Source organism: Streptomyces sp. NPDC033966 (assembly GCF_055575955.1).
In genome coordinates, this window is sequence record NZ_JBVIRQ010000004.1 from 552898 (window position 1) to 576601 (window position 23704).

Annotated in this window: 24 protein-coding genes and 1 other RNA gene; 12 read left to right on the top strand and 13 right to left on the bottom strand. The window is 73.0% G+C overall.

Translation table 11 applies throughout. The annotated features are described in order from the left end of the window. Positions 1-31 precede the first annotated feature (31 nt). From ACZ518_RS14770 to efeU, 4 genes are all read left to right on the top strand, one after another. Positions 32-928, top strand: a complete 897-nt coding sequence (locus tag ACZ518_RS14770; RefSeq protein ID WP_469113488.1) for a heme ABC transporter ATP-binding protein — start codon at positions 32-34, stop codon at positions 926-928. Positions 929-1092: 164 nt separating this feature from the next. Then, on the top strand, positions 1093-2244 hold the full coding sequence (gene efeO, locus ACZ518_RS14775; RefSeq protein WP_469113398.1) for an iron uptake system protein EfeO: 1152 nt from the start codon (positions 1093-1095) through the stop codon (positions 2242-2244). A 31-nt stretch (positions 2245-2275) separates the two neighbouring features. After that, positions 2276-3547: an iron uptake transporter deferrochelatase/peroxidase subunit gene (gene efeB, locus ACZ518_RS14780; RefSeq protein ID WP_469113399.1), complete on the top strand. Its 1272-nt coding sequence runs from the start codon at positions 2276-2278 to the stop codon at positions 3545-3547. 22 nt (positions 3548-3569) lie between these two features. Continuing rightward, positions 3570-4430 carry an iron uptake transporter permease EfeU gene (gene efeU, locus ACZ518_RS14785; RefSeq protein WP_469113400.1) on the top strand — a complete coding sequence of 287 codons (861 nt, stop codon included), beginning with the start codon at positions 3570-3572 and terminating at the stop codon, positions 4428-4430. Positions 4431-4601: 171 nt separating this feature from the next. Here the strand turns inward: efeU and ACZ518_RS14790 are convergent, their stop codons facing one another. Then, complete coding sequence (locus ACZ518_RS14790; RefSeq protein WP_469113401.1) at positions 4602-5363, bottom strand: SDR family oxidoreductase; 762 nt, start codon at positions 5361-5363, stop codon at positions 4602-4604. Between the two features lie 108 nt (positions 5364-5471). Here ACZ518_RS14790 and ACZ518_RS14795 point away from each other — a divergent pair, with 108 nt between their 5' ends. Then, the gene (locus ACZ518_RS14795) at positions 5472-6914 is read left to right on the top strand and encodes a multidrug effflux MFS transporter (protein WP_469113402.1); all 1443 of its coding nucleotides are present in this window, start codon (positions 5472-5474) and stop codon (positions 6912-6914) included. A gap of 9 nt (positions 6915-6923) precedes the next feature. Next, on the top strand, positions 6924-7937 hold the full coding sequence (locus tag ACZ518_RS14800) for a small ribosomal subunit Rsm22 family protein (protein WP_469113403.1): 1014 nt from the start codon (positions 6924-6926) through the stop codon (positions 7935-7937). A 3-nt stretch (positions 7938-7940) separates the two neighbouring features. Here ACZ518_RS14800 and ddaH read toward each other — a convergent pair whose 3' ends face one another. Then, entirely contained in the window at positions 7941-8750 is an 810-nt protein-coding gene (gene ddaH, locus ACZ518_RS14805; protein WP_469113404.1) for a dimethylargininase, read from the bottom strand. A 158-nt stretch (positions 8751-8908) separates the two neighbouring features. Between ddaH and ACZ518_RS14810 the strand changes: the two genes are divergently transcribed. Both ACZ518_RS14810 and ACZ518_RS14815 read left to right on the top strand, forming a co-directional pair. Further along, a complete protein-coding gene (locus tag ACZ518_RS14810) occupies positions 8909-9535 on the top strand; it encodes a TetR/AcrR family transcriptional regulator (RefSeq protein WP_469113405.1) in 627 nt (208 codons plus the stop codon). Positions 9536-9685: 150 nt separating this feature from the next. Next, positions 9686-10435: a bifunctional DNA primase/polymerase gene (locus ACZ518_RS14815; protein WP_469113406.1), complete on the top strand. Its 750-nt coding sequence runs from the start codon at positions 9686-9688 to the stop codon at positions 10433-10435. 161 nt (positions 10436-10596) lie between these two features. Here ACZ518_RS14815 and yaaA read toward each other — a convergent pair whose 3' ends face one another. The 3 genes from yaaA to ACZ518_RS14830 all read right to left on the bottom strand — a co-directional run bounded on the left by yaaA (position 10597) and on the right by ACZ518_RS14830 (position 12983). Further along, positions 10597-11397 carry a peroxide stress protein YaaA gene (gene yaaA, locus ACZ518_RS14820; protein WP_469113407.1) on the bottom strand — a complete coding sequence of 267 codons (801 nt, stop codon included), beginning with the start codon at positions 11395-11397 and terminating at the stop codon, positions 10597-10599. Between the two features lie 175 nt (positions 11398-11572). Next, positions 11573-12016: a hypothetical protein gene (locus tag ACZ518_RS14825; RefSeq protein ID WP_469113408.1), complete on the bottom strand. Its 444-nt coding sequence runs from the start codon at positions 12014-12016 to the stop codon at positions 11573-11575. 109 nt (positions 12017-12125) lie between these two features. Further along, positions 12126-12983 (bottom strand): ArsR/SmtB family transcription factor, encoded by an 858-nt coding sequence (locus ACZ518_RS14830; protein ID WP_469113409.1) that lies wholly within the window; start codon positions 12981-12983, stop codon positions 12126-12128. A 340-nt stretch (positions 12984-13323) separates the two neighbouring features. Here ACZ518_RS14830 and ACZ518_RS14835 point away from each other — a divergent pair, with 340 nt between their 5' ends. Next, complete coding sequence (locus tag ACZ518_RS14835; RefSeq protein ID WP_469113410.1) at positions 13324-14766, top strand: RNB domain-containing ribonuclease; 1443 nt, start codon at positions 13324-13326, stop codon at positions 14764-14766. A gap of 288 nt (positions 14767-15054) precedes the next feature. Next, entirely contained in the window at positions 15055-15909 is an 855-nt protein-coding gene (locus ACZ518_RS14840; RefSeq protein WP_469113411.1) for an AraC family transcriptional regulator, read from the top strand. Positions 15910-16014: 105 nt separating this feature from the next. Here the strand turns inward: ACZ518_RS14840 and ACZ518_RS14845 are convergent, their stop codons facing one another. Then, entirely contained in the window at positions 16015-16824 is an 810-nt protein-coding gene (locus ACZ518_RS14845) for a hypothetical protein (protein ID WP_469113412.1), read from the bottom strand. Further along, positions 16821-17555 carry a MerR family transcriptional regulator gene (locus ACZ518_RS14850; RefSeq protein ID WP_469113413.1) on the bottom strand — a complete coding sequence of 245 codons (735 nt, stop codon included), beginning with the start codon at positions 17553-17555 and terminating at the stop codon, positions 16821-16823. The genes ACZ518_RS14845 and ACZ518_RS14850 overlap by 4 nt, the downstream gene beginning before the upstream one ends. A 77-nt stretch (positions 17556-17632) precedes the next feature. Between ACZ518_RS14850 and rnpB the strand changes: the two genes are divergently transcribed. Continuing rightward, an RNA gene (gene rnpB, locus ACZ518_RS14855) (RNase P RNA component class A) lies at positions 17633-18035 on the top strand. A gap of 955 nt (positions 18036-18990) precedes the next feature. Here the strand turns inward: rnpB and ACZ518_RS14860 are convergent. The 6 genes from ACZ518_RS14860 to ACZ518_RS14885 form a co-directional block, all read right to left on the bottom strand. Further along, positions 18991-19284, bottom strand: a complete 294-nt coding sequence (locus ACZ518_RS14860; RefSeq protein ID WP_469113414.1) for a DUF6087 family protein — start codon at positions 19282-19284, stop codon at positions 18991-18993. A 106-nt stretch (positions 19285-19390) separates the two neighbouring features. Next, positions 19391-20632 (bottom strand): tetratricopeptide repeat protein, encoded by a 1242-nt coding sequence (locus ACZ518_RS14865; RefSeq protein ID WP_469113415.1) that lies wholly within the window; start codon positions 20630-20632, stop codon positions 19391-19393. Between the two features lie 34 nt (positions 20633-20666). Further along, a complete protein-coding gene (locus ACZ518_RS14870; protein WP_469113416.1) occupies positions 20667-21587 on the bottom strand; it encodes a hypothetical protein in 921 nt (306 codons plus the stop codon). 110 nt (positions 21588-21697) lie between these two features. Next, positions 21698-21856: a hypothetical protein gene (locus ACZ518_RS14875; protein WP_469113417.1), complete on the bottom strand. Its 159-nt coding sequence runs from the start codon at positions 21854-21856 to the stop codon at positions 21698-21700. A 150-nt stretch (positions 21857-22006) separates the two neighbouring features. Then, positions 22007-22234 (bottom strand): hypothetical protein, encoded by a 228-nt coding sequence (locus tag ACZ518_RS14880; protein WP_469113418.1) that lies wholly within the window; start codon positions 22232-22234, stop codon positions 22007-22009. Next, positions 22215-22394, bottom strand: coding sequence for a hypothetical protein (locus tag ACZ518_RS14885; protein ID WP_469113419.1), 180 nt, complete (start codon positions 22392-22394; stop codon positions 22215-22217). The genes ACZ518_RS14880 and ACZ518_RS14885 overlap by 20 nt, the downstream gene beginning before the upstream one ends. Positions 22395-22718: 324 nt before the next feature. Between ACZ518_RS14885 and ACZ518_RS14890 the strand changes: the two genes are divergently transcribed. Beyond that, positions 22719-23699 carry an XRE family transcriptional regulator gene (locus ACZ518_RS14890; protein WP_469113420.1) on the top strand — a complete coding sequence of 327 codons (981 nt, stop codon included), beginning with the start codon at positions 22719-22721 and terminating at the stop codon, positions 23697-23699. Positions 23700-23704 lie beyond the last annotated feature (5 nt).

A 23704-nucleotide genomic window follows, 5' to 3' on the forward strand; every position in this document is an offset into this window, starting at 1 on the left:
CCGCGGCTTCCTTTCCCGCGGCCGGCGCGCCGTGCCCGCGCGCCCCGCCCCCGGGGCCACCGTCGCGGAGGCCGTCGGGCTGCACGTCCGGCTCGGGGACCGCGAGGTGCTCGCCGGGATCGACCTGGCCGCCCGCGCCGGCGAGGTGCTGGCGCTGGTCGGCCCGAACGGCGCCGGGAAGTCCACCCTGCTGGCCGCCCTCGCCGCCGACCTGCCGGCCGGCTCGGGCTCCGTACTGATCGACGGGCGCCCGGTGGACGGCTGGAGCGCCGCCGAGCTGGCCCTGCGCCGCTCGGTGCTCCCCCAGTCGGCCGCACTGTCCTTTCCCTTCCCGGTCGCGGAGGTGGTCCGGATGGGCCGCGCCCCGTGGGCGGGGACCGGGCTGGCGGACGCCGACGAGGAGGCGGTGGCCGGGGCGATGGCCGCCACCGAGATCACCCGTTTCGCCGATCGGGCCTTCTCCGATCTCTCCGGCGGCGAGCGGGCCCGGGTCGCGCTGGCCCGCGTACTGGCCCAGCGGGCCCCGCTGCTGCTGCTCGACGAGCCCACCGCGGCCCTGGACCTGCGCCACCAGGAGCTGGTGCTGCGGATCTGCCGGGAACGGGCGGCTGCCGGGGACGCGGTGGTCGTGGTCCTGCACGACCTGGGGCTGGCGGCGGCGTACGCGGACCGGGCGGCGGTGCTGCACGGCGGGCGGATCGCGGCGGCCGGGCCCCCGGCGGAGGTGTTCGAGGACGGGCTCCTGAGCCGGGTCTACCGGCAGCCGGTGGAGGTGCTGGCGCACCCCCGGACGGGCGCTCCGCTGGTCGTCCCGGTACGGGACGGAGGCGTTCCGGATCAACCTCCCTGCCAGGCGGCGCAAGGGGTCGAACCGGACGGTAACTACGGTCCCGCACGAAACGCGGACGACGACTTGACTCCCGCTTGACCCTCGCTTGAGCCGGTCATGGAAGGCCCGTGACGGGCTTGTGTCCGGGGCCGAAAGGTGAGAGCTGAATCACTGGACGAGTGGGTATCGGTCAGGTAAGCCTCGGTTAAGTTAGGTCCGCCTCACCGGCCCTCCCCCAGCCTTCACCCTCGCCAGGAGCCCACATGCGCCCCGCCCGCCTCACCGTCCTCACCGCGGCCGCAGCCGTCGCCGCGCTCACCGCAGTCACCGGCTGCGCCGAGAAGAGCGACAAGAGCGGCTCCGGCGCGATCCACGTGAACGCGACCGACAGCGCCTGCGAGGTCTCGAAGACCGAGTTCCCGGCCGGCAAGGTCACCATCGAGGTCGAGAACAAGGGCTCCAAGGTCACCGAGCTCTACGTGCTCTTCCCGGACGACCGGATCGTCGCCGAGCGCGAGAACATCGGCCCCGGCACCAAGGCCACCATCACCGCCGAGATCAAGGCGGGCGACTACGCCTTCACCTGCAAGCCCGGCATGAAGGGCGACGGCATCCGCACCCAGGTCAAGGCCACCGGCAAGGGCGGCACCGAGAAGCGCAGCCCCGAGCTGGACGCCGCGGTCGCCTCGTACCGCAAGTACGTCCAGGAGCAGGCCGACGAGACCCTGCCGAAGGCCCAGGCCTTCGCCGACGCCGTCAAGGCCGGCGACCTGGAGGCCGCGAAGAAGGCCTACGCCCCCTCCCGCATCGGCTGGGAGCGCACCGAGCCGGTCGCCGAGTCCTTCGGCGACATCGACCCGAAGGTCGACGTCCGCGAGGACGGCCTGGAGGCCGGCCAGGACCCGGCCAAGGACTGGACCGGCTGGCACCGCCTGGAGAAGTCCCTCTTCCAGGACAACAAGATCGACGACAACGACAAGAAGCTCGCCGACACCCTGATCGCCGACCTGACCGAATGGCAGAAGAAGGTCGGCCAGGCCGAGATCACCCCCACCTCCATGGCCAACGGTGCCAAGGAGCTGCTCGACGAGGTCGCCACCGGCAAGGTGACGGGCGAGGAAGAGCGCTACAGCCACACCGACCTGGTCGACTTCAAGGCCAACGTCGAGGGCGCCCAGAAGTCCTACGAGCTCCTCAAGGCGGTCACCGCCAAGAACGACCCGGAGCTCGCCAAGCAGCTGGACACCCAGTTCGCCGCGATGAACACCCTCCTGGACAAGTACCGCGCCGACAAGAACACCTACGAGTTCACCTCGTACGACAAGGTCGGCGAGGCCGAGCGCAAGGAGCTCTCCGACGCCGTCAGCGCGCTGGGCGAGCCGCTCTCCAAGCTGGCCGCCGCGGTCGTCAAGTAGTCCAGAGCCAGGCAGAGGCGGGAGAAGCAACATGACCGACCAGGTGTCGGAAGAGACCACCGGCGCCGCGGGCGCCGCGGGCGCGCCCTCGCGCCGTGCCGTGCTCGGCTGGGGCGGCGCGGGGCTGGCGGTCGGAGCTGCCGCCGCCGGCGGCGCGGTCGCCGCGTTCGGCAGCGGCTCGGACATCTCCCCGGCGGCCTCCGCCGGGGCGGCGGTGCCCTTCCACGGCGAGCACCAGGCCGGCATCGCGAGCGCCGTCCAGGACCGGCTGCACTTCGCGGCCTTCGACGTGAAGACGAAGAGCCGCGACGAGCTGGTCGCGCTCCTCAAGGAGTGGACGGCCGCGGCCCGGCTGATGACGGCCGGCCTGCCGGTCGGCGACGTGTTCGAGGGCGCGCCCGAGGCGCCGCCCACCGACACCGGCGAGGCCCTCGGCCTCAAGCCCTCCCGCCTCACGCTGACCATCGGCTTCGGCCCGGGGCTGTTCGCCAAGGACCGCTTCGGCCTGGAGGGCAAGCGCCCCGGGGCCCTGGTGGACCTGGAGCTCTTCCCCGGCGACAACCTGGACCAGGCCCGCTCCGGCGGCGACCTGTGCGTCCAGGCCTGCGCCGACGACCCGCAGGTCGCCGTGCACGCCATCCGCCAGCTGGCCCGCATCGGCTTCGGCAAGGTCGCCGTCCGCTGGTCGCAGCTCGGCTTCGGCAAGACCTCCTCGACCACGCCCGACGAGCAGACCCCGCGCAACATGATGGGCTTCAAGGACGGCACCCGGAACATCTCGGGCACCGACAAGGCCGCCCTGGACAAGCACGTGTGGGTCGGCGCGGGCGACGGCAGCGACTGGCTGACCGGCGGCTCGTACCTGGTCGCCCGGCGCATCCGGATGAACATCGAGATCTGGGACCGCACCCCCCTGCAGGAGCAGGAGGACATCTTCGGCCGCGACAAGGGCGAGGGTGCCCCCGTGGGCAAGTCCAAGGAGCGCGACGAGCCGTTCCTGAAGGCGATGAAGCCGGAGGCGCACGTGCGCCTCGCGCACCCCGACAGCAACGACGGGGCGACGATCCTGCGTCGCGGCTACTCCTTCACCGACGGCACGGACGGCCTGGGCCGCCTCGACGCGGGCCTGTTCTTCCTGGCCTACCAGCGCGACGTCCGCAAGGGCTTCATCCCGATCCAGCGCCAGCTGGCGAAGTCGGACGTCCTGAACGAGTACATCCAGCACGTGGGTTCGGCGATCTTCGCCGTCCCGCCGGGCGTCCGCGACAAGGACGACTGGTGGGGCCGGTCCCTGTTCGCCTAGTCCCCGCCGGAGAGGAAACGCCGTGTTCGGCAACTATCTGATCGGCCTGCGCGAGGGGCTGGAGGCCAGCCTGGTCGTCTGCATCCTCGTCGCGTACCTGGTCAAGACCGGGAACCGGGCCGCCCTGCGCCCGGTCTGGCTCGGCATCGGAATCGCCTGCGGGCTTTCGCTCACCTTCGGCGCGCTGCTGGAGTTCGGCACGCAGGAGCTGACCTTCGAGGCGCAGGAGCTGCTCGGCGGCAGCCTGTCGATCATCTCGGTGGGCCTGGTGACGTGGATGGTCTTCTGGATGAAGCGCACCGCGCGGCACCTGAGGGCCGAGCTGCACGGCAAGCTCGACTCGGCGCTCGCCATGGGCACCGGCGCGCTGGTCGCCACCGCCTTCCTGGCGGTGGGCCGCGAGGGCCTGGAGACGGCGCTGTTCGTGTGGGCGTCGGTCCGCGCGAGCGGCGAGGGCTCCTCGGCCCCCCTGATCGGCGTGCTGCTGGGCATCGCGACCGCGATCGTCCTCGGCTGGCTGTTCTACCGGGGCGCCCTGAAGATCAACCTGGCGAGGTTCTTCAAGTGGACCGGCGGGATGCTGGTGGTCGTGGCCGCGGGCGTGCTCGCGTACGGGGTCCACGACCTCCAGGAGGCCGGCTTCCTCGGGGGCCTGAACGACAAGGCCTTCGACATCAGCTCGGTGATCGCGCCGGACAGCTGGTACGGGGTGCTGCTGAAGGGCGTCTTCAACTTCCAGCCGGACCCGACCGTCCACCAGCTGGTGGTGTGGGCCCTGTACCTGGCGGTCGTGCTGACGCTGTTCCTCCTCCCGGCCCGCCCGCCCGCCCCGGCGGAGGCGCCGGCCCCGGCGGCGTCGGCGAGCGGTCCCGCCAAGGACTGAGCGGTCCCACGGAACGGCCCGGCCGCCTCCCCCTCGGGGGAGGCGGCCGGGCCGTTCCGCGTGCGGCGGCCGCGTCAGGGGATGCGGACGGCCGCGCCGGCGACCCGTACGCGGGGGTCGCCGGCGTGCAGCGCCGAGTTCGAGCACGACCCCGGCGGGGCCGGGCCCCGCTCAGCCGCGGCCGATGTACGGCATCGCGGTGGCCATCACCGTCGCGAACTGCACGTTGGCCTCCAGCGGGAGCTCCGCCATGTGCAGCACGGTGCGGGCCACGTCGGCGGCGTCCATCACCGGCTCCACCGCCAGCTGACCGTTGGCCTGGAGGATGCCGGTCTGCATGCGCTCGGTCATCTCGGTGGCCGCGTTGCCGATGTCGATCTGTCCGCAGGCGATCCGGTACGGGCGCCCGTCGAGCGACAGGGACTTGGTCAGGCCGGTCATGGCGTGCTTGGTCGCGGTGTAGGCGATGGAGTTCGGGCGCGGGACGTGGGCGGAGATGGAGCCGTTGTTGATGATCCGGCCGCCCTGCGGGTCCTGTTCCTTCATCGCGCGGAACGCCGCCTGTGCGCAGAGGAAGGAGCCCGTCAGGTTGACGTCCACGACCTGGCGCCAGGCCTCGTACGAGATGTCCTCCAGCGGGACCCCCGCGGGGCCGAAGGTGCCGGCGTTGTTGAAGAGCAGGTCGAGCCGCCCGTACCGCTCCCGTACGGCCTCGAACAGCGCGGCGACGTCCTGCGGGTCGCTGACGTCGGCCGGTACGGGCAGCACGTCCGCCCCCGCTCCGGCCGCGGCGGCCGTCTCCTCCAGGGGCCCGGTGCGGCGTCCGGCCACGGCCACCGACCAGCCCGCGCCGGCCAGGGCCAGGGCCACGGAGCGGCCGATCCCGGAGCCGGCTCCGGTCACTACAGCGGTCTTCTTCGCGGGTGCGCTCATGGGGCCGCAGGGTACGTCACAGCGCACATCCGTTCTGGGACGTTCCGACAGCTGAGAGCATGGGTCGGTCAGGGGTGCATAAAGCAGATGAAAAGACTGGAGTTCCGCATGTCGGAGAGCGGCCCCTCGACGGCCCCCTCGCACGGGCCGTCGCCCCACCCGTCGCCCGATCCCTCCCCCGGTCCCTCCCCCGTTCCGGCACCCCGTCCGGGCCCCCGTCAGGACCCCGGGCCGTCGTCGCCCGCCGCGACGTCCCGGAAGGCACCCGCCGCCGCCCCCCTGACGGCCGCGCGCCGCACCGGCCTGCTGGTCACCTTCATCCTGGGCGGCCTCACCGCCCTCCCCCCGCTGTCCATGGACATGTACCTCCCGGCCCTGCCCGAGGTCACCGCCGCCCTGCACAGCCCCGCCGCGACCGTCCAGCTCACCCTCACCTCCTGCCTCGCCGGCATGGCGCTCGGTCAGCTGGTCATCGGCCCGATGAGCGACAAGTGGGGCCGCCGCAGACCGCTGCTGACCGGCATGGCCGTCTACGTGCTCGCCACCGCGATCTGCGCCCTCGCCCCGAGCGCCGACCTGCTCATCGCCTTCCGGCTGCTCCAGGGCCTGGCCGGCGCGGCCGCCATCGTGATCGCCCGGGCCGTCGTGCGCGACCTGTACGAGGGCGTCGAGATGGCCCGCTTCTTCTCCACCCTGATGCTGATATCCGGCACCGCCCCGATCATCGCCCCGCTCATCGGCGGCCAGGTGCTCCGGTTCGCCGACTGGCGCGGGGTCTTCGTCGTCCTCACCGCCGTCGGCCTCGCGCTCACCCTCGTGGTGTGGCGCAGCCTCGGCGAGACGCTGCCGCCCGAGCGCCGCCAGACCGGCGGGGTGGGCGCCGCGCTGCGGACCATGCGCGGGCTGCTCGCCGACCGGGTCTTCGCCGGCTACACCCTGGCGGGCGGCTTCGCCTTCGCGGTGCTCTTCTCCTACATATCCGCCTCGCCCTTCGTGGTGCAGCAGATCTACGGGGCCTCCCCGCAGGCCTTCAGCCTGCTGTTCGGCCTGAACTCCGTCGGGCTCATCATCGTCGGCCAGATCAACGGCAAGCTGCTGGTGGGCCGGGTCAGTCTGGACAAGGCCCTTGCCACCGGGCTCGCCGTCATCACCGCCGCCTCCGTCACCCTGCTGCTCATGTCCACCGGGGTGTTCGGGAAGGCCGGGCTGGTGCCCGTCGCCGCCGCGCTGTTCGTACTGATGTCGGCGATGGGCCTGGTCCTGCCGAACACCAACGCGCAGGCCCTCATGCGCACCCCGCACGCCGCCGGATCGGCGTCCGCGCTGCTGGGCACCTCCTCCTTCCTGGTCGGGGCGGTCGCCTCGCCGCTGGTCGGGATCGCGGGCGAGGACACGGCGGTGCCCATGGCGCTCGTGCAGCTCAGCTGCTCGCTGCTGGCGGTGGCCTGCTTCCTCGGGATGTGCCGGCCCTGGCGGACCCGGGAGCCCATGGCCGTGCCCGCGGCAGCGGGCGCACCGGGCGCACCCGGGGCGGGCTCCGGGGCGCCGTAAACTTCCCGGGTGAACGCCGCACCCGCCCCCACCACCGCCGAAACCCTCCGCAGCGCCCTCGCCGGGCTGCTCGACGGGCTCCCGCCGAAGCAGGCCTCGGCCGCCGTCGAGCGCCTGATCGCCAACTACCGGGGGGACACCCCGACCGACACCCCCGTGCTGCGCGACCGCTCCGACGTGGCGGCGTACGCGGCGTACCGGATGCCGGCCACCTTCGAAGCCGTACGGTCCGCCCTGGACGGGCTGGCGGAAGCCGCGCCGGACTGGACGCCGGGCTCGCACGTGGACGTGGGCGGCGGCACGGGCTCCGCGACCTGGGCGGTGGACGCCACCTGGGACGGACCCCGCGCGACGACGGTGCTGGACTGGGCGGAGCCGGCGCTGGCGCTCGGCAAGGAGCTGGCGGGCCGCTCGTCGTCGGGGGTGCTGCGCGCGGCGGAGTGGCGCCGGGCCGTCATCGGCAGCGGGATCAGCCTGCCCGACGCGGACCTGGTGACCGTGTCGTACGTACTCGGCGAACTCACCGAGCAGGCCCGCACGGCGGTCGTCGCCGAGGCGGCCCGCGCCGGGCAGGCCGTCGTACTGATCGAGCCGGGCACGCCCCAGGGGTACCTGCGCATCCGCGAGGCCCGCGATCAGCTGCTCGCGGCCGGGATGACGGTGGCGGCGCCCTGCCCGCACGACGGGGCCTGCCCCATCGAAGTCGGGCAGGACTGGTGCCACTTCTCGGCGCGGGTCAGCCGCTCCTCCCTGCACCGGAAGGTCAAGGGCGGGTCCCTGCCGTACGAGGACGAGAAGTTCAGCTACGTCGCCGCGACCCGGTTCCCCGTGACGCCGGTCCCCTCCCGGATCACGCGCAAGCCGCAGATCCGGAAGGGGCTGGTCCTGCTGGACCTGTGCGGTCCCGAGGAGGCCGGGCTGTCCCGGGCCACCGTCACCAAGCGCCACGGCGGCCTCTACAAGACGGCCCGGGACGCCGAGTGGGGCGACGCCTGGCCGCCCGCCTCCGCCGACGCCGAGTAGGGCCTACGGCCTCAGCTCCTGCGTGCAGCACTTCACGCTGCCGCCGCCCTTGAGCAGCTCGCCCAGGTCCATCGGGATGGGTTCGAACCCCCGGTCGCGCAGCGGGGCCAGCAGCCCGGTCGCGCCCTGCGGGAGCAGTACGTGCCGCCCGTCGGAGACCGAGTTCAGGCCGAAGGCCGCCGCGTCCTCGTCCTCCACGACCAGGGCGTCCGGGAACAGCCGGCGCAGTACGGCCCGGCTGCCCTGGGAGAAGGCCGGCGGGTGGTACATGATCTCGTCGCCGTCGAGGACGCAGAGCGCCGTGTCCAGGTGGTAGTAGCGCGGGTCCACCAGGTCGAGGCCGATGACGGGGCGGCCGAAGAACTCCTGGGCCTCGTCGTGCGAGAGCGGGCTGGAGCGGAAGCCCCGGCCGGCCAGGATGTAGGTGGCGGTGACGGCGAAGTCCCCCTCGCCCTCGTTGACGTGCGAGGGCTCGTGGACGTCCTCGAAGCCGTGCGCGCGGAACCAGTCGAGGTGGATCTCCGCCTCGGCGGCGCGTTCCGGGTAGGCGAAGCGGGCGCCGAGCACCCGGCCGTCGACGACGAGCGCCCCGTTCGCGGCGAAGACCATGTCGGGCAGGCCGGGGTCGGGGACGAGGGTCTCGACGGTGTGCCCGAGGGAGAGGTAGCGGTCCCTCAGGTCTTCCCACTGGGCGTGTGCGAGGGGCAGGTCCACCGGTTTCGTGGGGTCCATCCACGGGTTGATGGAGTACGTGACCTTGAAGTGTGCGGGTGGGCACATCAGGTAGCGCCGGGGTGTGGCGTCTCTGCGCAAAGAAGGCTCCTCACGACTACGACTACGGACTCACGGTGCTGTGCGTGTGTCGAGAGAATCGTCTCTCCTCGGGGGTGGCCGCGCAGTGAACTGATCGGGTGAATTACCACAACGGCTGGAAGACGAGACGTCTCGGACCGGCTTGATACGTTGGGCCGGTGACCAAAACCCCCGACGCCACCCGCCGCAGCGACCGCTCCCGGCGCGCGATCCTCGACGCCTCCCTCGTGCTGGTCGGCGAGGTCGGCTACAACAAGCTGACCATCGAGGCCATCGCGGCCCGCGCGGGAGTCGGCAAGCAGACGATCTACCGCTGGTGGTCCTCGAAGGCCGAGGTGCTGCTGGACGCCTCGCTGGCGCTGGCCGGAGAGGCGGGCGCGGAGGCCGGCTGGACCGGCTTCCCGGACACCGGGGACCTGGCGGCGGACCTGAAGGCCGTACTGCGGGCCACGGTGGACGAGTTCGCCGACGCCCGGTACGAGGCCCCCGTGCGCGCCCTGACCGCGGCCGGGGCGACGGACCCGGAGCTGGGGGCCCGTTTCACGCAGCGGCTGCTGGAGCCGCAGCTCGCGCTGTACGAGGCCCGGTTGCGGGCGGCGCGGGAGGCCGGGCAGCTCCCGGCGGGCACCGATCTGCGGCTGACGGTGGAGATGCTGGTGGGTCCGCTGACGTACCGGTGGCTGCTGCGGACCGCGCCGTTGACGCACGGGTTCGCGGACGCGCTGGTGGACGGGGTGCTGGCCGGCGTGGGATACGTCACCGCCGGGCGCCGGGAGGGCCGGTGACACCGGCACGGCCGAGAACCATATGGCCTGATTGTGTGGTTATGTGGGGATCTCGATCGGGGAGTCCGTTCGGGGGGTGCGGTCACCCGGCGCTCCCGATGGTGGGACCATGGAATGGTCTGCCGGGGCAACGGTGAGGTGAGGGGATAGATGGGGTCTGAGTCCGGCCGCGTCAAACGCGGCGAGCAGAGCAGGATTTCCCAGTGGCTGCGCCGCCGCTCGAAACCCGCCCCCGAGGACCCCGGCAAGGAGCGCGAAGCGCTCCTGCTCGCCGTCGCCGCCGCCGGACTCCCCCTCGCCCCAGCCGCCCATCCCTCGGGATACCGGTGTTCGTGCGACCGCATCGGCTGTCCCACGCCCGGCCGGCACCCCGTCTCCTTCGCCTGGCAGACCCAGTCGACCACCGACCGCGCGCAGATCGAGCGTTGGGCCCGCAACCAGCCCCAGGCCAACTTCATCACCGCGACGGGCATGGTGCACGACGTCCTGGACGTCCCCCTGGAGGCCGGCCGCAGCGCGCTGGAGCGCCTGCTGGCCGCGGGCATCGAGGTCGGCCCCGTCGCCGAGTCCGGCGGCACCGGCGACCAGGCCCGGATGCTCTTCTTCACGGCGACCCGCGGTACGCCGGAGGACGAGGACGAATGGTGGCCCTGCGAACTGGACTGCCACCCCGAGACGATGGACGAACACCCCGGCCTGCGCTGGCACTGCCGCGGCAGCTACGTCCTGCTCCCCCCGGCGGCCCTCCCGGGCGACCACTCGGTGACCTGGCTGCGCGACGTCCGCCACCCGCTCCCGGACCCGCTGACCCTCCTGGAAACCCTGACGGACGCCTGCGCCCAGTACGCGGGCGCGCTGGACCAGACCCCGGCCGCGGTGGCCTGGCCGCCGGGCCGCTAGCCGCCGCGTTCCTCCTCCTTGACGCGCCGCTCGCGCGGTGCGGCGCCCGGGCGCCTTACCGGCTTCGCGCCGCTGCGACAGCCTCCGGCCGTCGGAGCGGGCCGAAGCCCGGGAAGCGCCCCGGCGCCGAGCGGTGCGAGGGCCGCGTGAAGAAGGAGGGCTCAGTGGATCTGGGTGACGATCACGTCGAGGGACCAGGCCTTCGCCGGCTTCGCGGGGGCCCCGGCCTCCACCACGTAGCCGAGGTCGCGCAGGGCCGTCACCAGCTCCGCCGGGGACGCCGGGACGGCGCCGGCGAGCAGCAGGTCGCGTACCAGGCGGCCCTTGGTGGCCTTGTTGAAGTGGCTCACCACCGACCGCTTCTCCACCCCGTCCACCACCTGCGAGTGCAGCACCCGCACCGTGGCGGTGCGGCCCGCCGTCTCCCCCTTCGGCTTCCACGCGGACGCGTACGCCGACGAGCGCAGGTCCAGCACCAGCCCGTCCCCCGCCGCCTGCGGCATCACCTCGGCCATCGGCGTGCGCCAGTACGCGCCCAGCGCGCCCAGCCCCGGCAGCTTGACCCCCATCGAGCAGCGGTAGGAGGGGATGCGGTCCGTCACCCGGACCGCGCCCCACAGCCCGGAGAACACCAGCAGCGTCCGCTCGGCCAGCCCCCGCGCGGGCGCCGGCAGCCCCGCCAGGTCCAGGGCGTCGTAGAGCACACCGGTGTAGATCTCCCCTGCCGGGCGGGCCGGTGCCGAGCGCAGGGCGGCGTTCTTCGCGACCTCCCCGCGCAGGCCCTCGCTGAGCCCGAGCACCTCGCGCGCCTTCACCTCGTCCCCCGCGCACAGCTCGACGAGCTCCTCCAGGACGGCCGCCCGCGCGGGGGCCAGGCCCGGCAGCGACAGGGCCGCGGGGTCGAGCGGTGCGCCGGAGCCGCCGGCGGCCTTTCCCTCGGAGGGCGGCAGCAGCACGAGCACGGTGGTTCTCCTTCAGACGACGCGGCGCAGGGGATGCGGCCCCCGGGCCAGGGTAGACGGCCCGCCGCCGCCCGGTCACAGGCGAACGGCCACGGCCGCACCCCGGCCGCTGGGGGCCGGGGGCGGGCCGTGGCCGCCGGTGGGGGGTCTCGTGGGGGGGGCTGGTGCGGCCGGATCAGCCGCAGGAACCGGTGAGCCGGGTGACCCCGACCCACACCTCGCCGTTCCAGTTGATGTTGACGTTGGTGCCGCCCGAGCCCATGGTGTGGCTGGCCCACACGGCGCCGGAGCCGTTGTAGACGACGAAGTTCCCGTCGCTCTGGTAGACGGCCCGGTTCCCGCCGCTGCCGTAGGTGTGGGAGGCCCAGCACACGCCCCAGTTGGTGCCGTACAGCACCAGGTTGCCGTCGGTCTGCATCACGAGCCGGGCGTATCCGTACCGGGTGCTGCTCTCGATCTGGCTGCCCGCCCACAGGGTGGAGCCCCGGTCGAGGTGGTCGCTGGTGACACCCGTGGCACCCGTGGCACCCGTGGCATCGGCGGAGGACGTACCGGCGAAGCCCAGCAGTGACGTCACGGCCAGTGCCAGCGCTGCTGCTGCGGTCCTGCCTCGTTGCATGATCGAGCCTCTCGTGTCGCGGACGGTGCTGCGGACGAGCCGACTCTCCGACGCGCCGCCGCACCCCGTCCACGTCTTTCGAACCTCTTCGAAAGACGTGGACGCGGCCTCATCCGCGCAGTAGAAGGGTTCCCAGGGAAGTCGCCCGGTGGAGGACCGTGTTCCGGTGCCGGGTCGAGCTGATCAGGCCCGCCGCGCGCAGCACGGTGGTGTGGTGGCTGACCGACGCCTGCGACATTCCCAGCAGACGGGCGAGTTCCGAAGTGCTGTGCGGAGTCTCCGAAGTGGACCGCAGGATTGCCGTCCGGGTGCGGCCCATCAGGGGGCCGAGCCTTTCTCCCGCGCGGGCGTCCGGGGAATCCGTACGCCGCGCCGGATAAGTGAGCACGGGTGGGAGTTCCGGGTCGAACAGCGATACCGGGTTACGGGTGCGGAACATCGTGGGGACGAGGAGCAGCCCCCGCCCGTTCAGGTGCAGTTCCTGATTGACCGAGTACTGGACTTCGAGGACGGGCGGTTTCCACCGCATGCCCGGTCCGAGGCCCGACAGGACGGCTTCGATTCCCGATTCGGCCGCGAGTTTCGCCTGCGCTGCGTACTCCGCCCGCACCGTGCTCCGCATCGCCGGCTCCAGGGGCGCCAGTGCCGCCGCGTGGTAGCCGCGCAGGGCCCGGGCCAGGTCCCGTACCGCGTCGGGGCGGCCGGCGGCGAGGTCACCCGTCCAGCCGGGCAGGGTGCCGCCCGCCGCGAGGACGGCCAGGTCGGCGCGGAGGTGGCGGGCGGGGGTGGCGCTGAGGGTGTCCAGGGCGGGCTCGATCCCGAGCGTCCCGTCGGGCGGGGTGAGGAAGTCGGGGAAGTACCCGTGCGGGCGGACGAGCGGGAACAGCGTCCGCAGGTTCCCGGCCTGCCGGGAAAGGACGTCGCGGCCCCAGCACTCGGCAGCCGGGCTCCGCGGGCGGTGCTGCAACGCGCGCAGGCTCAATACCGTCTCCCAAAGGGGATCAGGCCGGCTGGCCACGCTCGTGCGGACCAGGTCGGCTCCCGTGAAATGAATGCGCAACAGCATGCCCGCCCCGTTTTTCCGAGTTCGAATGAAATTCGAATGAATGTGGGTGTGGATGGTTCCGCCAATGGGCCGCCGGCCCCTCCCCCGGGCCGGTAAACCGCTCACCACATTGCGCCCCGGCCGCGCCCCACATTCCAGGCGGTTTCACGCCGTCATACGGAACCATTTCCACGCCGCGTTCCGCCGCGCGGCGGGTTTCGCGGCCCGCGCGGATCCGCCGGACTCGGCCTACGCTCGGTCCATGCCACGCCGTCACATGCACATGGCCGGACCGGACGGGGCGGTCCTGCGCGCCGCGCTGGGCGCCCTGCGGACGCGACTGGGCGTGCCCGGATCCTTCCCGGCCGAGGTGCTCGCCGAGGCCGAGCGGGCGGCCGCCGCTCCCCGGCTGCCGTCCGAGGACCTGACCGGCCTCCCCTTCTTCACCGTCGACCCGCCCGCCTCCGTGGACCTCGACCAGGCCATGCACCTGGCGAAACGGTCCACCGGCGGCTACCGCGTCCACTACGCCATCGCCGACGTCGCCGCCTTCGTCAGCCCGGGCGGCGCCCTCGACGCCGAGGCCCACCGCCGGGTGACCACCCTGTACTTCCCCGACGGCAAGGTCCCCCTGCACCCGGCCGTGCTCTCCGAGGACGCGGCCAGCCTGCTGCCCGACCGGACCCGCCCGGCCCTCGTATGGCGGCTGGACCTGGACTCCGACGGCCGGGTCGAGACCACCGACGTCCGCCGGGCCCTGGTGCGCAGCCGCGCCAAACTCGACTACGACGGCGTGCAGAAGGCCATCGACACCGGCACCGCCGAGCCCTCCCTGGCCCTGCTGAAGGACATCGGAACCTTGCGCGAGGCCCTGGAGGCCGAGCGCGGCGGCGTCTCCCTGAACGTCCCCGAGCAGGAGGTCGTCGAGCACGACGGCTCGTACAGCCTGGCCTACCGGGCCCCGCTCCCGGCCGACGGCTGGAACGCCCAGGTCTCGCTGATGACCGGCATGGCGGCCGCCGAGCTGATGCTCGCCTCCGGCACCGGCATCCTGCGCACCCTCCCCGCCGCCCCCGACGGGGCGGTCGGGCGGCTGCGCCGGGCGGCCAAGGCCCTGCGGATCGACTGGCCGCACCACGTCCCGTACGCGGCGCTGGTCCGCTCCCTCGACCCGCACGTCCCGGCGCACGCCGCCTTCCTCCAGGAGTGCACGGCCCTGCTGCGCGGCGCCGGCTACACGGTCTTCACCGGCGGCCGGATCCCGGACCCCGCCCTGCACGCGGCGGTCGCCGCCCCGTACGCGCACTGCACCGCCCCGCTGCGCCGGCTCGCCGACCGCTACGCCGGCGAGCTGTGCGTGGCGGTGGTGGCGGGGGCGGAGCCCCCGGCCTGGGCGGTCGAGGCGCTGGAGGCGCTGCCGCACGAGATGGCGGAGGGCACCCGGCTGGCCAACTCGGTCGAGCGGGAGTGCGTGGACCTGGTGGAGGCGGCACTGCTCAAGGACCGCGTCGGCGAGAGCTTCGAGGCGACGGTCATCGACGTGAAGGAACAGGAGCCGAAGGTCGGGACCGTCCACCTGGAGGAACCGGCCGTGGTGGGACGGGTCGAGTCGCGGACGGAGCGGCTGCCGCTCGGGGAGCGGATCCGGGTCAGGCTGACCCAGGCCGACCCGGGCACCGCGAAGATCCTCTTCGCCCCGGCGTAGCGCCCGGGGGACGGGCCGCGCGGACGGCCTCGCGGACGGGCCTCGGGTACGGGCATCGGGTACGGGCATCGCGGACGGGGCATCGCGGACGGCCTCGGGTACGGGCATCGCCGCTGGTATGGCCGTCGGCGGGCGGCTCTGCCATCATCTGCGCACCCCGCGGCGCCCCCGGCCGCGCGAACCCCGGGAGGCCCGGAGTTGGGTGCCCCCGAACGGCCCGCCGGGCCATGTCCCGCCGGGCCCCGCCCCGCCGGAGCCCCGGCCCCGGCCCCGGCGCCGGCGCCGCCGGTGCGCCGGCCCGCCGCCGTGCTGCGCCCGCACATCGTGAACTACACCGGCTTCGACACCCGTTTCGCCGCGCCGCGGCGGCGCCTGGAGCTGCCCACCGGCTTCGTCACCCTGGTCTTCACCTTCGACGACGGCCTGTGGGTGACCCGCGGCGCCGAGCTCGCCACCGCCCGGCTGTGGCCCGCCGCCGCCTCCCGCGCCCTGATCGGCGGCCCCCGAACCGGCCCCGTGATCGGGGTGCACGCGGGCGCGGTGCACGGGCTGGAGGTGAACATGAGCCCGCTCGGCGCGTACCGGCTCTTCGGGGTGCCGATGGCGCACTTCGGGCAGGGCCCGGTGGACCTCGCCGAGGTGTTCGGGCCGGGCGGGCGGCAGCTGGCCGACCGGCTCCGCGCCGCGGACGGCTGGAACGCCCGCTTCGACCTGCTCGACTCCGTCTTCGCGGCCCGCCTGGACCGGGGCCCGGCCGCCGCCCCCGAGGTGCGCGGCGCGCTCGCCCGGCTGTGGGCGGACACCGGCCCGGGTGCGCCGGCCCGGGCGGGCGCGGAGGCCGGCTGGAGCGCACGCCGGCTGCGGGCCCGGTTCCGGGAGGAGGTGGGGCTGCCGCCCAAGGCCGTGGCCCGGCTGTTCCGGCTCCAGCACGCACTGCGCCGGCTCGCGGCCGGGACGCCCCCGGCCGAGGTGGCGGCCGCCTGCGGCTACCACGACCAGGCGCACCTGGGCCGGGAGGTGAAGGCCATGACGGGCCTGCCGCCCGCCCGGTTCGCGCTGCTGCGCGGCGGCCTCCCGCCGGGCTCGGCGCTCGACCGGGTGCCGGGCCGCATCACGAGCGTGCTGCTCCCGCCGCCGGACTGAGGCCGGGCGGGGCCGTTTTGTACAAGACAGGGCCCGGCCGGCTTGTCACGCTCGGCGTACGACTCCTCCTCCCCCCGGAGAGTCCCCACGCAGTGCGGCAGCCCGTCACGGGGGTGCGGGTTGCCGCAGTGCGGCCACCAGCGCGCGGGGGTCGTCGGCGTGGAAGCGGATCGTACGGGCCCTGGCCCGGGCGCCGAGCGGCCGGCGGAAGTCCAGCGGGCGGTTCAGCTCCAGGGTGACGGTCGTCTGGCTGCCCACGACCAGGTCGAGCACCCCGTCCCCGGAGAGGGTGACGAGCCGCCCCTCGGGGTAGCGGCGCTCCACCCGGGCCGATGCCACCGCTTCCGGCGGGACGGTGAGGTCGAACAGCGCCCCGTAGCGGATCCGCAGCGACCCGTCCGCCCGCAGCACGTGCGGCCGGGTCACGCAGGCGGCGTGCAGGGCGAGGACCAGCAGCACCCCGTAGACGTCGAGGACGAGCACCACGCGGTGCACGACGGGCCAGGGGATGAGCACGGCCAGGGCGACGGTCTCGATCACCGACACGAAGAGGAACCCGTACATCGTGGCCGTCTGCGGTCCGGTGTACGCGGCGCCGAGGTCGCCGGGTCCCACGCCGTGCCTGCGGCGCACGACCCACCGGCCGAGGGAGGCGGCGGCCCGCAGCTCGTGCAGCAGCAGCCGCAGCACCGCCTCGGGCACGACGGCCCGTGCGGCCCGCCGCCAGGAGCCGGTGCGCCTCCGCAGCGAGCACAGCACCCAGGCCTCCAGCAGCAGTACCGCGAGCACCAGTACCTCGGCGGCGGCCGTGGCCCACCCGGGCGGGCGCACCCCGGCCGCGAGGCACAGCACGAGGGCCAGCTCGCCGGGTACGACGGCGCAGGCCGCGATCCGCGCGGCGCGTACGGCGCTCATGCCCGCCCCTTGCCCACGAAGGCTTCCATCACCAGGCGTACGACCTCCGCCTGAGCGGGGGCGTACTCGGCGAGCAGCGCCTCCCCGAACCCGGCCACGGCCGGCCCGTCGGACGGGATCGCGTCGAAGACCGCGTCCGGGACGGCGGCCACCATGGCCTCCGCGAGCGGCCCGATCCGGGGGTCGTCGGCGGGGGCGTCGGCCAGCTCGTCCAGCCGCTCGTACAGTGCGAGCACGGCGGGATCGGCGGCCAGTGGACCGAGCAGGGCGTAGACCTCCTCCCCGACGCCACCGGTGGCGTCGAGCAGGGTCAGGTGCTCGCGGTCCTTCGCGGCGGCCGGCGAGTCCGTCGCCGGGGCCTTCGCCAGCAGCGCGGCCAGCGCCGGCGAGACGGGCTCGCCCTCCCCCGGCCCGGCGGCGAGCAGCACGGCCAGCCGGCGCCGGCGCTCGGCCAGCCCGGCCTCCTGCCGCGCCAGGTCGGCGTCCAGCTCCCGGAGTACGTCGGCCAGCTCGCGCCCCGCGTCGTCGGCGAGGACGTCCCGCACCTCGTCCAGGCTCAGCCCGAGCTCGGTCAGCCGGCGCACCCGGGCCAGCAGCACGGCGTCGCGCACGGTGTAGGCCCGGTACCCGTTGGGGCGCCGCTCCGGCTCCGGGAGCAGCCCGACATGGTGGTAGTGCCGGATCGCCCTGGTGGTGAGCCCGACGAGCGCGGCGATCTCTCCGATCCGCATGCCCCTCAGTAGAAACCCTGCCGCTGCGTCAAGGTCAAGGCGGCGCGGACAGCCGGTAGCATGGTCGGCACGACAGACGAGTCGGCCGGGCGGCCGCGTCGGGGTCCCCGGATCCCGCCGAGGAACGTCCGGGCTCCACAGGGCAGGGTGGTGGGTAACGCCCACCCGGGGTGACCCGCGGGACAGTGCCACAGAAAACAGACCGCCGGGGGCTTCGGCCTCCGGTAAGGGTGAAACGGTGGTGTAAGAGACCACCAGCGCCTGAGGTGACTCAGGCGGCTAGGTAAACCCCACCTGGAGCAAGGTCAAGAGGATCCGTCCCCGGACGGGTCTGCGCGAACGCTTGAGGGCTGCCCGCCCGATGTTCGCGGGTAGACCGCACGAGGCCGGCGGCAACGCCGGTCCTAGATGGATGGCCGTCTCCCCGGCGACCGCGAGGTCTCCGGGTGACAGAACCCGGCGTACAGGCCGACTCGTCTGTCCCACCCTCTTCTCGGGGGTGGGAACCCGCCTCCCACCTGCGATAACGCGGTGGCGGCCTGTCGGCCCTACTCTGTCACTGCACCCTCCGGTGCGAATCCGGTACGAATGCGGTCCGGCCGATCTTGCGGCTTTGCCATCGCCGCGCCTTCAGCTTCCAGTTCGCGGGCGCGCTGGCCCCCTCCCCGCAGCCGGGCGACAGGGGCAGCCAAGATGTTTCCTCCGTGGCCCGGATCCGGGGCTGGAACCTGTATGTCGGTTCGCTGCCGCTTCCTGCCGAGGGCCAGCCCGTGCCCGTCCCCACGGTGCCGACGGCCCCGAGCCTGGTCCTGACGACGCCGGACACGGAGACGGTCCTGGGCGGCTATTACGTCCCCGCCCCGCCCCCCCCGTTCCGCCGGCCCCGCAGGGGCTCCCGATCTGGACGCGCATCGCACCCAGCACGGCCTACGCGATCCAGATCGCGGCCATCGGCCTGGACGGGACGGAGGGCCCCAAGTCGGCCGTCCTCCAGCTCCAGACCGGGGACGTCCTCCCGTCGGAAACGCTCGTGCCCCTGGCGGCACCCACCAGCCTCGCCTTCCAGCGCGGCAGCGCGGTTCCCTCCAGCGCCGCACCGGGCCCGTTCCTGCTGGAGTTCGCAGCTGTACCAGGGGCCACCTCCTACGAGGTGTACGCCAACCGGTTCCCTTATGAAAGGCGACGTCCTCGTGGGCGTCGCTCCGCAGGCTGTGGTGGACTCACAGAAGCCGATCAGGGTCACCACCAGCACGATCTCCACCCCTGGCTACATCGCGCTGAAGGTGCGCGCGGTGGCACCCCGAAGCCCTCTGGGAGGTGTGACTCACAGCCCGTTCAGCGCGCCCCTGACCACGGTTCTCGGTGGTCAGGCCGCCGAGTCCACCAGGACTTGATGCGGGATACGACGAAGCCCCGCTCCTCGGTCCTGCTGGGGTTACGGCTTTCGGTGGCGGCCGGGCCGTTTCTTCTGCGACGGCTGCTCCGACTTCAATTGCGGGGCGGGGAGCGGGTTCATGTACCGGCGGGCCGCCGCGTAGTTGTCCACCGTGGTGAGCGGCTGCCAGGCGAAGCCGTCCCATTCCAAGATCAGGCGCGGGGCGTCGGGGTCGAGGTGGGCCGCCCTCCCGGGCCCAGGAGCGAGGGTGATGGCTTTGAGTTCGCCCGGCTTCCGCAGGCGGCCTTCTCGGCGCGCGGCCCAGCGGTCAAGGGGTTCGTCCTCGGGGTTCACGTCGTACCTCCCTGGAGCAGGGGCAGCACCTTACCGAAGCCAGACAGCACGAAGCCCCGTTCCCCGGGGCTGTGGGGGCGGGGCTGGGGTCTTGGCTGCGCCCTCCTCAACGTGGAACCTGTGGGCGGTGGGATACCGTGCGCAGAGCCTGGTCACGGGCGCGGAATCCGAAGCTGACGAGGATGACGCGCTCCCCGGGGCCCAGGGACGTCCGGCCATGCGGGGTGAGCGCGCCGTCGAACACAACGCAGTCTCCCGGTGCGAGATCACATGCGCGGTAGCCGTCGGCGGTGATGAAGACGGTGCAGCTCGCGGTGGTGGCTGCGGTGGGGCGCTCGTGCTTGAGACACAGGATCAGGTTGGCCTCGCCGAAGCCGAATTCGTCCAGGTGGAAAGCGAGGAACTGCCCCTGGTCCAGGTAGGCGATGAAGACGCCGGTGTGGGGCTGCTCGACCTCCAGGCCGGTTGACCGTGCGACGACTGCAGCCAGGTCTACCTCGCTCGCGAAGCGGTTCGCGGCGTCGCCGACGGCCGCGTTCCACTTGCCGTTGTGCAGGTAGCCCTCGGTGGCCAGGGCCTTCTCCGCCTCCTGCGCCATCGCGGAGATCAGCTCGACGGGGAACTGAGCCCGCAGGCGCTGGGGTCGAAGGCGTTCGTGCTGGGCGAGCGTGTACACCGCGTCTCGGATCAGGGGGAAGTCGCCGTTCCACCGGTCCGTGGTGTGGGTAGATGTGCGGGCCTGGAGCCATGAGGTCCACCCGCTACTCCACCGGCTCGATTCCACAGGGGCGGCCGTGGGTACGCCGGCGTCGGCCTGGCCCAGCAGCAGCTCGACACGGTCAACGGCGGCCTGCGTGGACTCGATCAGATCGTCGTCACCCTTGGCCTGCCGAAGGCGGAGCGCCTCCTGGAGGCAGGCACGGGCCGGGACGAGGTCGCCCTGTTCCATCAGGTGCTTGGCGAAGTGCTGGAGGGCGAAGTCGAGGAGGTCGGGCTGCTGGGCGCGGGCGGTGTCCAGGGCGGTGCGGTAGAGCGTGTCTGCGGTCTGTGCCTCCCCGGCGTAGCGGTACGCGTCCCCGAGGTTGAGCTGCGTTGCGATGACGGCGCGGGTATTGCCGCTGGCTGTGGCGAGGTCCAGGGCCTGCCGCAGGAAAGCGCGGGCGCTGGGGTAGTCGCCCAGCGCGAGCGAGGCGATGCCGCTCCACCGGGTCAGCACGCGCTGCTTGTCCGTATCCGTTGCGTGGCCCCGAAGTTCCTCGCGGAGCCCGGCGGCGGCGGTCGTCAGTGCGTCCCGGTCGGTGGGGACCATGCGCAGGTTCTCGTCCTGGGTGATGAGGTGCTGGAGCACTCGCCCCTCCGAAGGTCGGTCTGGTGGATGAGTTCTACAGCTGGTCGGTCTGGTGGCGCAGGCCCGTCAGCAGCTCCGTGCCGTGCTCGGTGAAGTGCTCGCCCAAGAGTTCGAGCTGGCCCATCAGGTAGCGGACGGCCGGCATGCCCTCGTCGTAGGCGGCCTGGAAATGGGCGCGCTCGTTGGCGGTGAGGTCGTCGCGGTCGAGTTCGGTCCGGCGGAACCCCAGGAGCTGGTTGTAGACGCACGTCGCGTGGAAGGCCCGGTCCACCTCCCAGAACTGGTTTCGGGCGATGCCCTGTGTGGCGCGCCACGCGATCTCGATCTTGGGGGAGGTCTTGGAGTCGTAGCCGTCGGCGAAGACCTGGTGCTGGAGGATGTGGAAGCTGACCGACTGGTGCACGGCCTCGTGCAGGATGTTCTCCGCGAGGAAGAGGTGAGACGGCTCCTCGCTGACCGTGTTCGGCGGGATGTGGTGCCGCGCCTTCTCCGAGAACACGATGACGTACGGGAGCGCCGGGTCGCTGGAGCTGGTCAGCGAGGAGGTGCGGATGCCGGGCTTGATGCCCACCCACAGCAGTCCCCGGACGAACTCGCGGACGCGGGCGAAGCCGTCGGGGTGGACGGCGGCCAGGCGCTCCAGAGCCTGTGTGAGGGCCGTGCGGCGCTCGCTGGTGTGCTCCAGGATCTCGTAGTTGCTCAGGTTGATCTCGTCGGCGATCTGCGCGGGGAGTTCGGCGTCGAACCAGTCGAAGGCGGCCCCGGAGACGTGGACGGGGTCGCTGGCGAGGGCGCGGGCGTGCTCGGCGTAGGGGACGCCGGACTTCATGAGGCGCTCCATCAGGGCGAACGGCAGGGCCCGTTCGACGCCGTCCTCGCGCAGGAGCATGAGCGCGGGGTCCTGGCGGCTGAGGTCGAAGAAAGAGCCGGGCTCTACGGTGGCAGTGATCTGCACGGCGGACTCTCCTTGGTCGGGGTGGGGAATAGGAGGCGGGCCGGCCCGGCTGTCTGCTCCGAGTCGGCCCGCCATGCCGTCATTCAGGCGGCATCAGGTTCGAACTGCGGTCAGACGGCGGGCGTCTGCGGCTCGAACACCCCGTCCGGGACGGAGTGGTCCAGGCGGCGGGTCAGGGACTCGACGGCCACCTCCGGCTCGAACACATCGTCCGGAACGGAGTGGTCCAGACGTCGCGTCAGGTTGCTGACCTGGGGTGCGTTGATCATGGGAGATCCGCCCTTTCACGAAAAGTCAGCCTGCACCGCTGCGGTGCAGGGTCGTGCCCCACCTGGCCGTCGCCATGCTGTGCTGCATCCGGTCGAGGTGGGAGTCGGCCGCCCCGGGCCGTAGGAGTGCGGGGCGGGAATCTGCGGAGGTCAGCCCCGTTCGAGGCTGGAGGGGTCCTTGACCACCCACTCGACCCCACCGCCGGGAGGCCTGGCGAAGACGGCGTTGGCCATGACGACGCGGGTGGTGGGGTCTTCCCACTCGCCGATGAACTGGACGTAGCCGGTCTTGCGTTCCAACGGGTCGTAGATGGCGGTCCCCTCGCTGACCCAGCCGGGTACGGTCTGGCGCTGGCGGTCACGGCTGGGGCGGGACACGGTCACCACCCTCGATGTCGGCGCGGCGCATGAACTTCTCCCAGCCGCCGGCCGTGCGGACGCGCAAGGCCCGGCTCGGCGCCCCAGGGGCGGGCTCCTGTATGGCGGGGGTGCGTCCACTGGCTCCGGGCTTCCGGCGCGGCAGGGAGGGGGTGCTCATGGCCTTGCTCCTCTCCGACGGGGGCGCAGCGGACCGCAGGACGGCGCGAGGATGGGGCCTGCGGCCCGCTGCGTGGGGGACGTCAACGGCCTTTCCCCTTCCGGGTCCTGTCCGTTTCCGCGTCTTGAACGTACGGTCGCTGGAGACGCGATAGGACTGACTGGCGGTACGTGTTGGGGAACGGAGCGTCGTCGGGAGCTGGGCATGGCGGGTACACCGCCCGCACGGGGACGTGCGGCCACAGGAGCGATTGCGGGCTTTGTGCTGAGGCTGGCGCGGGAGAGCATCCCGCGTACGCAGGCGGCCATGGCGGAGGTCTTGGGCGTGGACCTGGGCACCTTGCAGGGCTGGGAGTCCGGTCGGCGCCCACTGGCGAACATGAAGGCCGGAGCGCTGCTGAATCTGCGGCGACGTCTTGGGGCTCTGGGTGCGGACGCGGGCGTGGTGGGGCTGTTAGATCCGGCGCTGGACGCTGACCAGATCATCGGGGCCGCCCTCGATCCGCCGGGGGAGACGGGGCTTCATCCGCTGGCGTCGTGGGTGCACACCAGGGAGACCGCGCACATGTTGGCGTGGGCCTTGACCGGTACGCCGCCGCCCGCTTTGGCGGGGCGGATCCCGGCTCCTCGCCGTGGCCCGTCTGCGTCGGCTCCGCTGCTGGGGGCGGGCGAACGAGGCCAGTTCTTCGAGCACCTGCGGGAGACCGCCGAGTCGGCCCGGCGCGGCGGGGGTGGGGTGCTGCTGCACCGGCAGGCCCTGTATCTGGCGTCGTACGACCGGGGGCCGGAGGCGGTCTCGTGGACGGCGCACGCCTTGCACGCTCGGCGGGGAGTGCTGGGCCGCCGGGGATGGTCGGAGCACTGGGCGGAAGCCCGGTCTACGGCAACGGCACTGGCCCGTCTGGGGGACCCGCAGCCGCTGCTCGACTTCATCGAGCGCTCGCTGGCCGGCGACGACACGGCGGAAGCGGCGAACCTGAATTACTGGGCGTACTGGCTTGGCGGCGTCCGCCTCCCACAGGCCGACGACGGATTCATGCGTGACCGGGACCTGACCGGCTGGGACCCAGTGACGCTGCTGCGCGGGCTGACCTACGGGCTGCACTACGCGCCCGGATACGCGGATCTCTACGCTCACACGCTGTGGGCCCTGCTGACGGCGCACCCGTGGCTGCCTCGGGCGTCGAGGCTGCTCGTTCAGGAGCTGGAGGAGCGTACCGGGCGGCTGCTGGACGGGCGGGGGATCTCCGAAAGGTCGCGGCACGAACTGAGCGCGGTGCATTACGTTTTGCGTGATCGAACCTGAGAGAC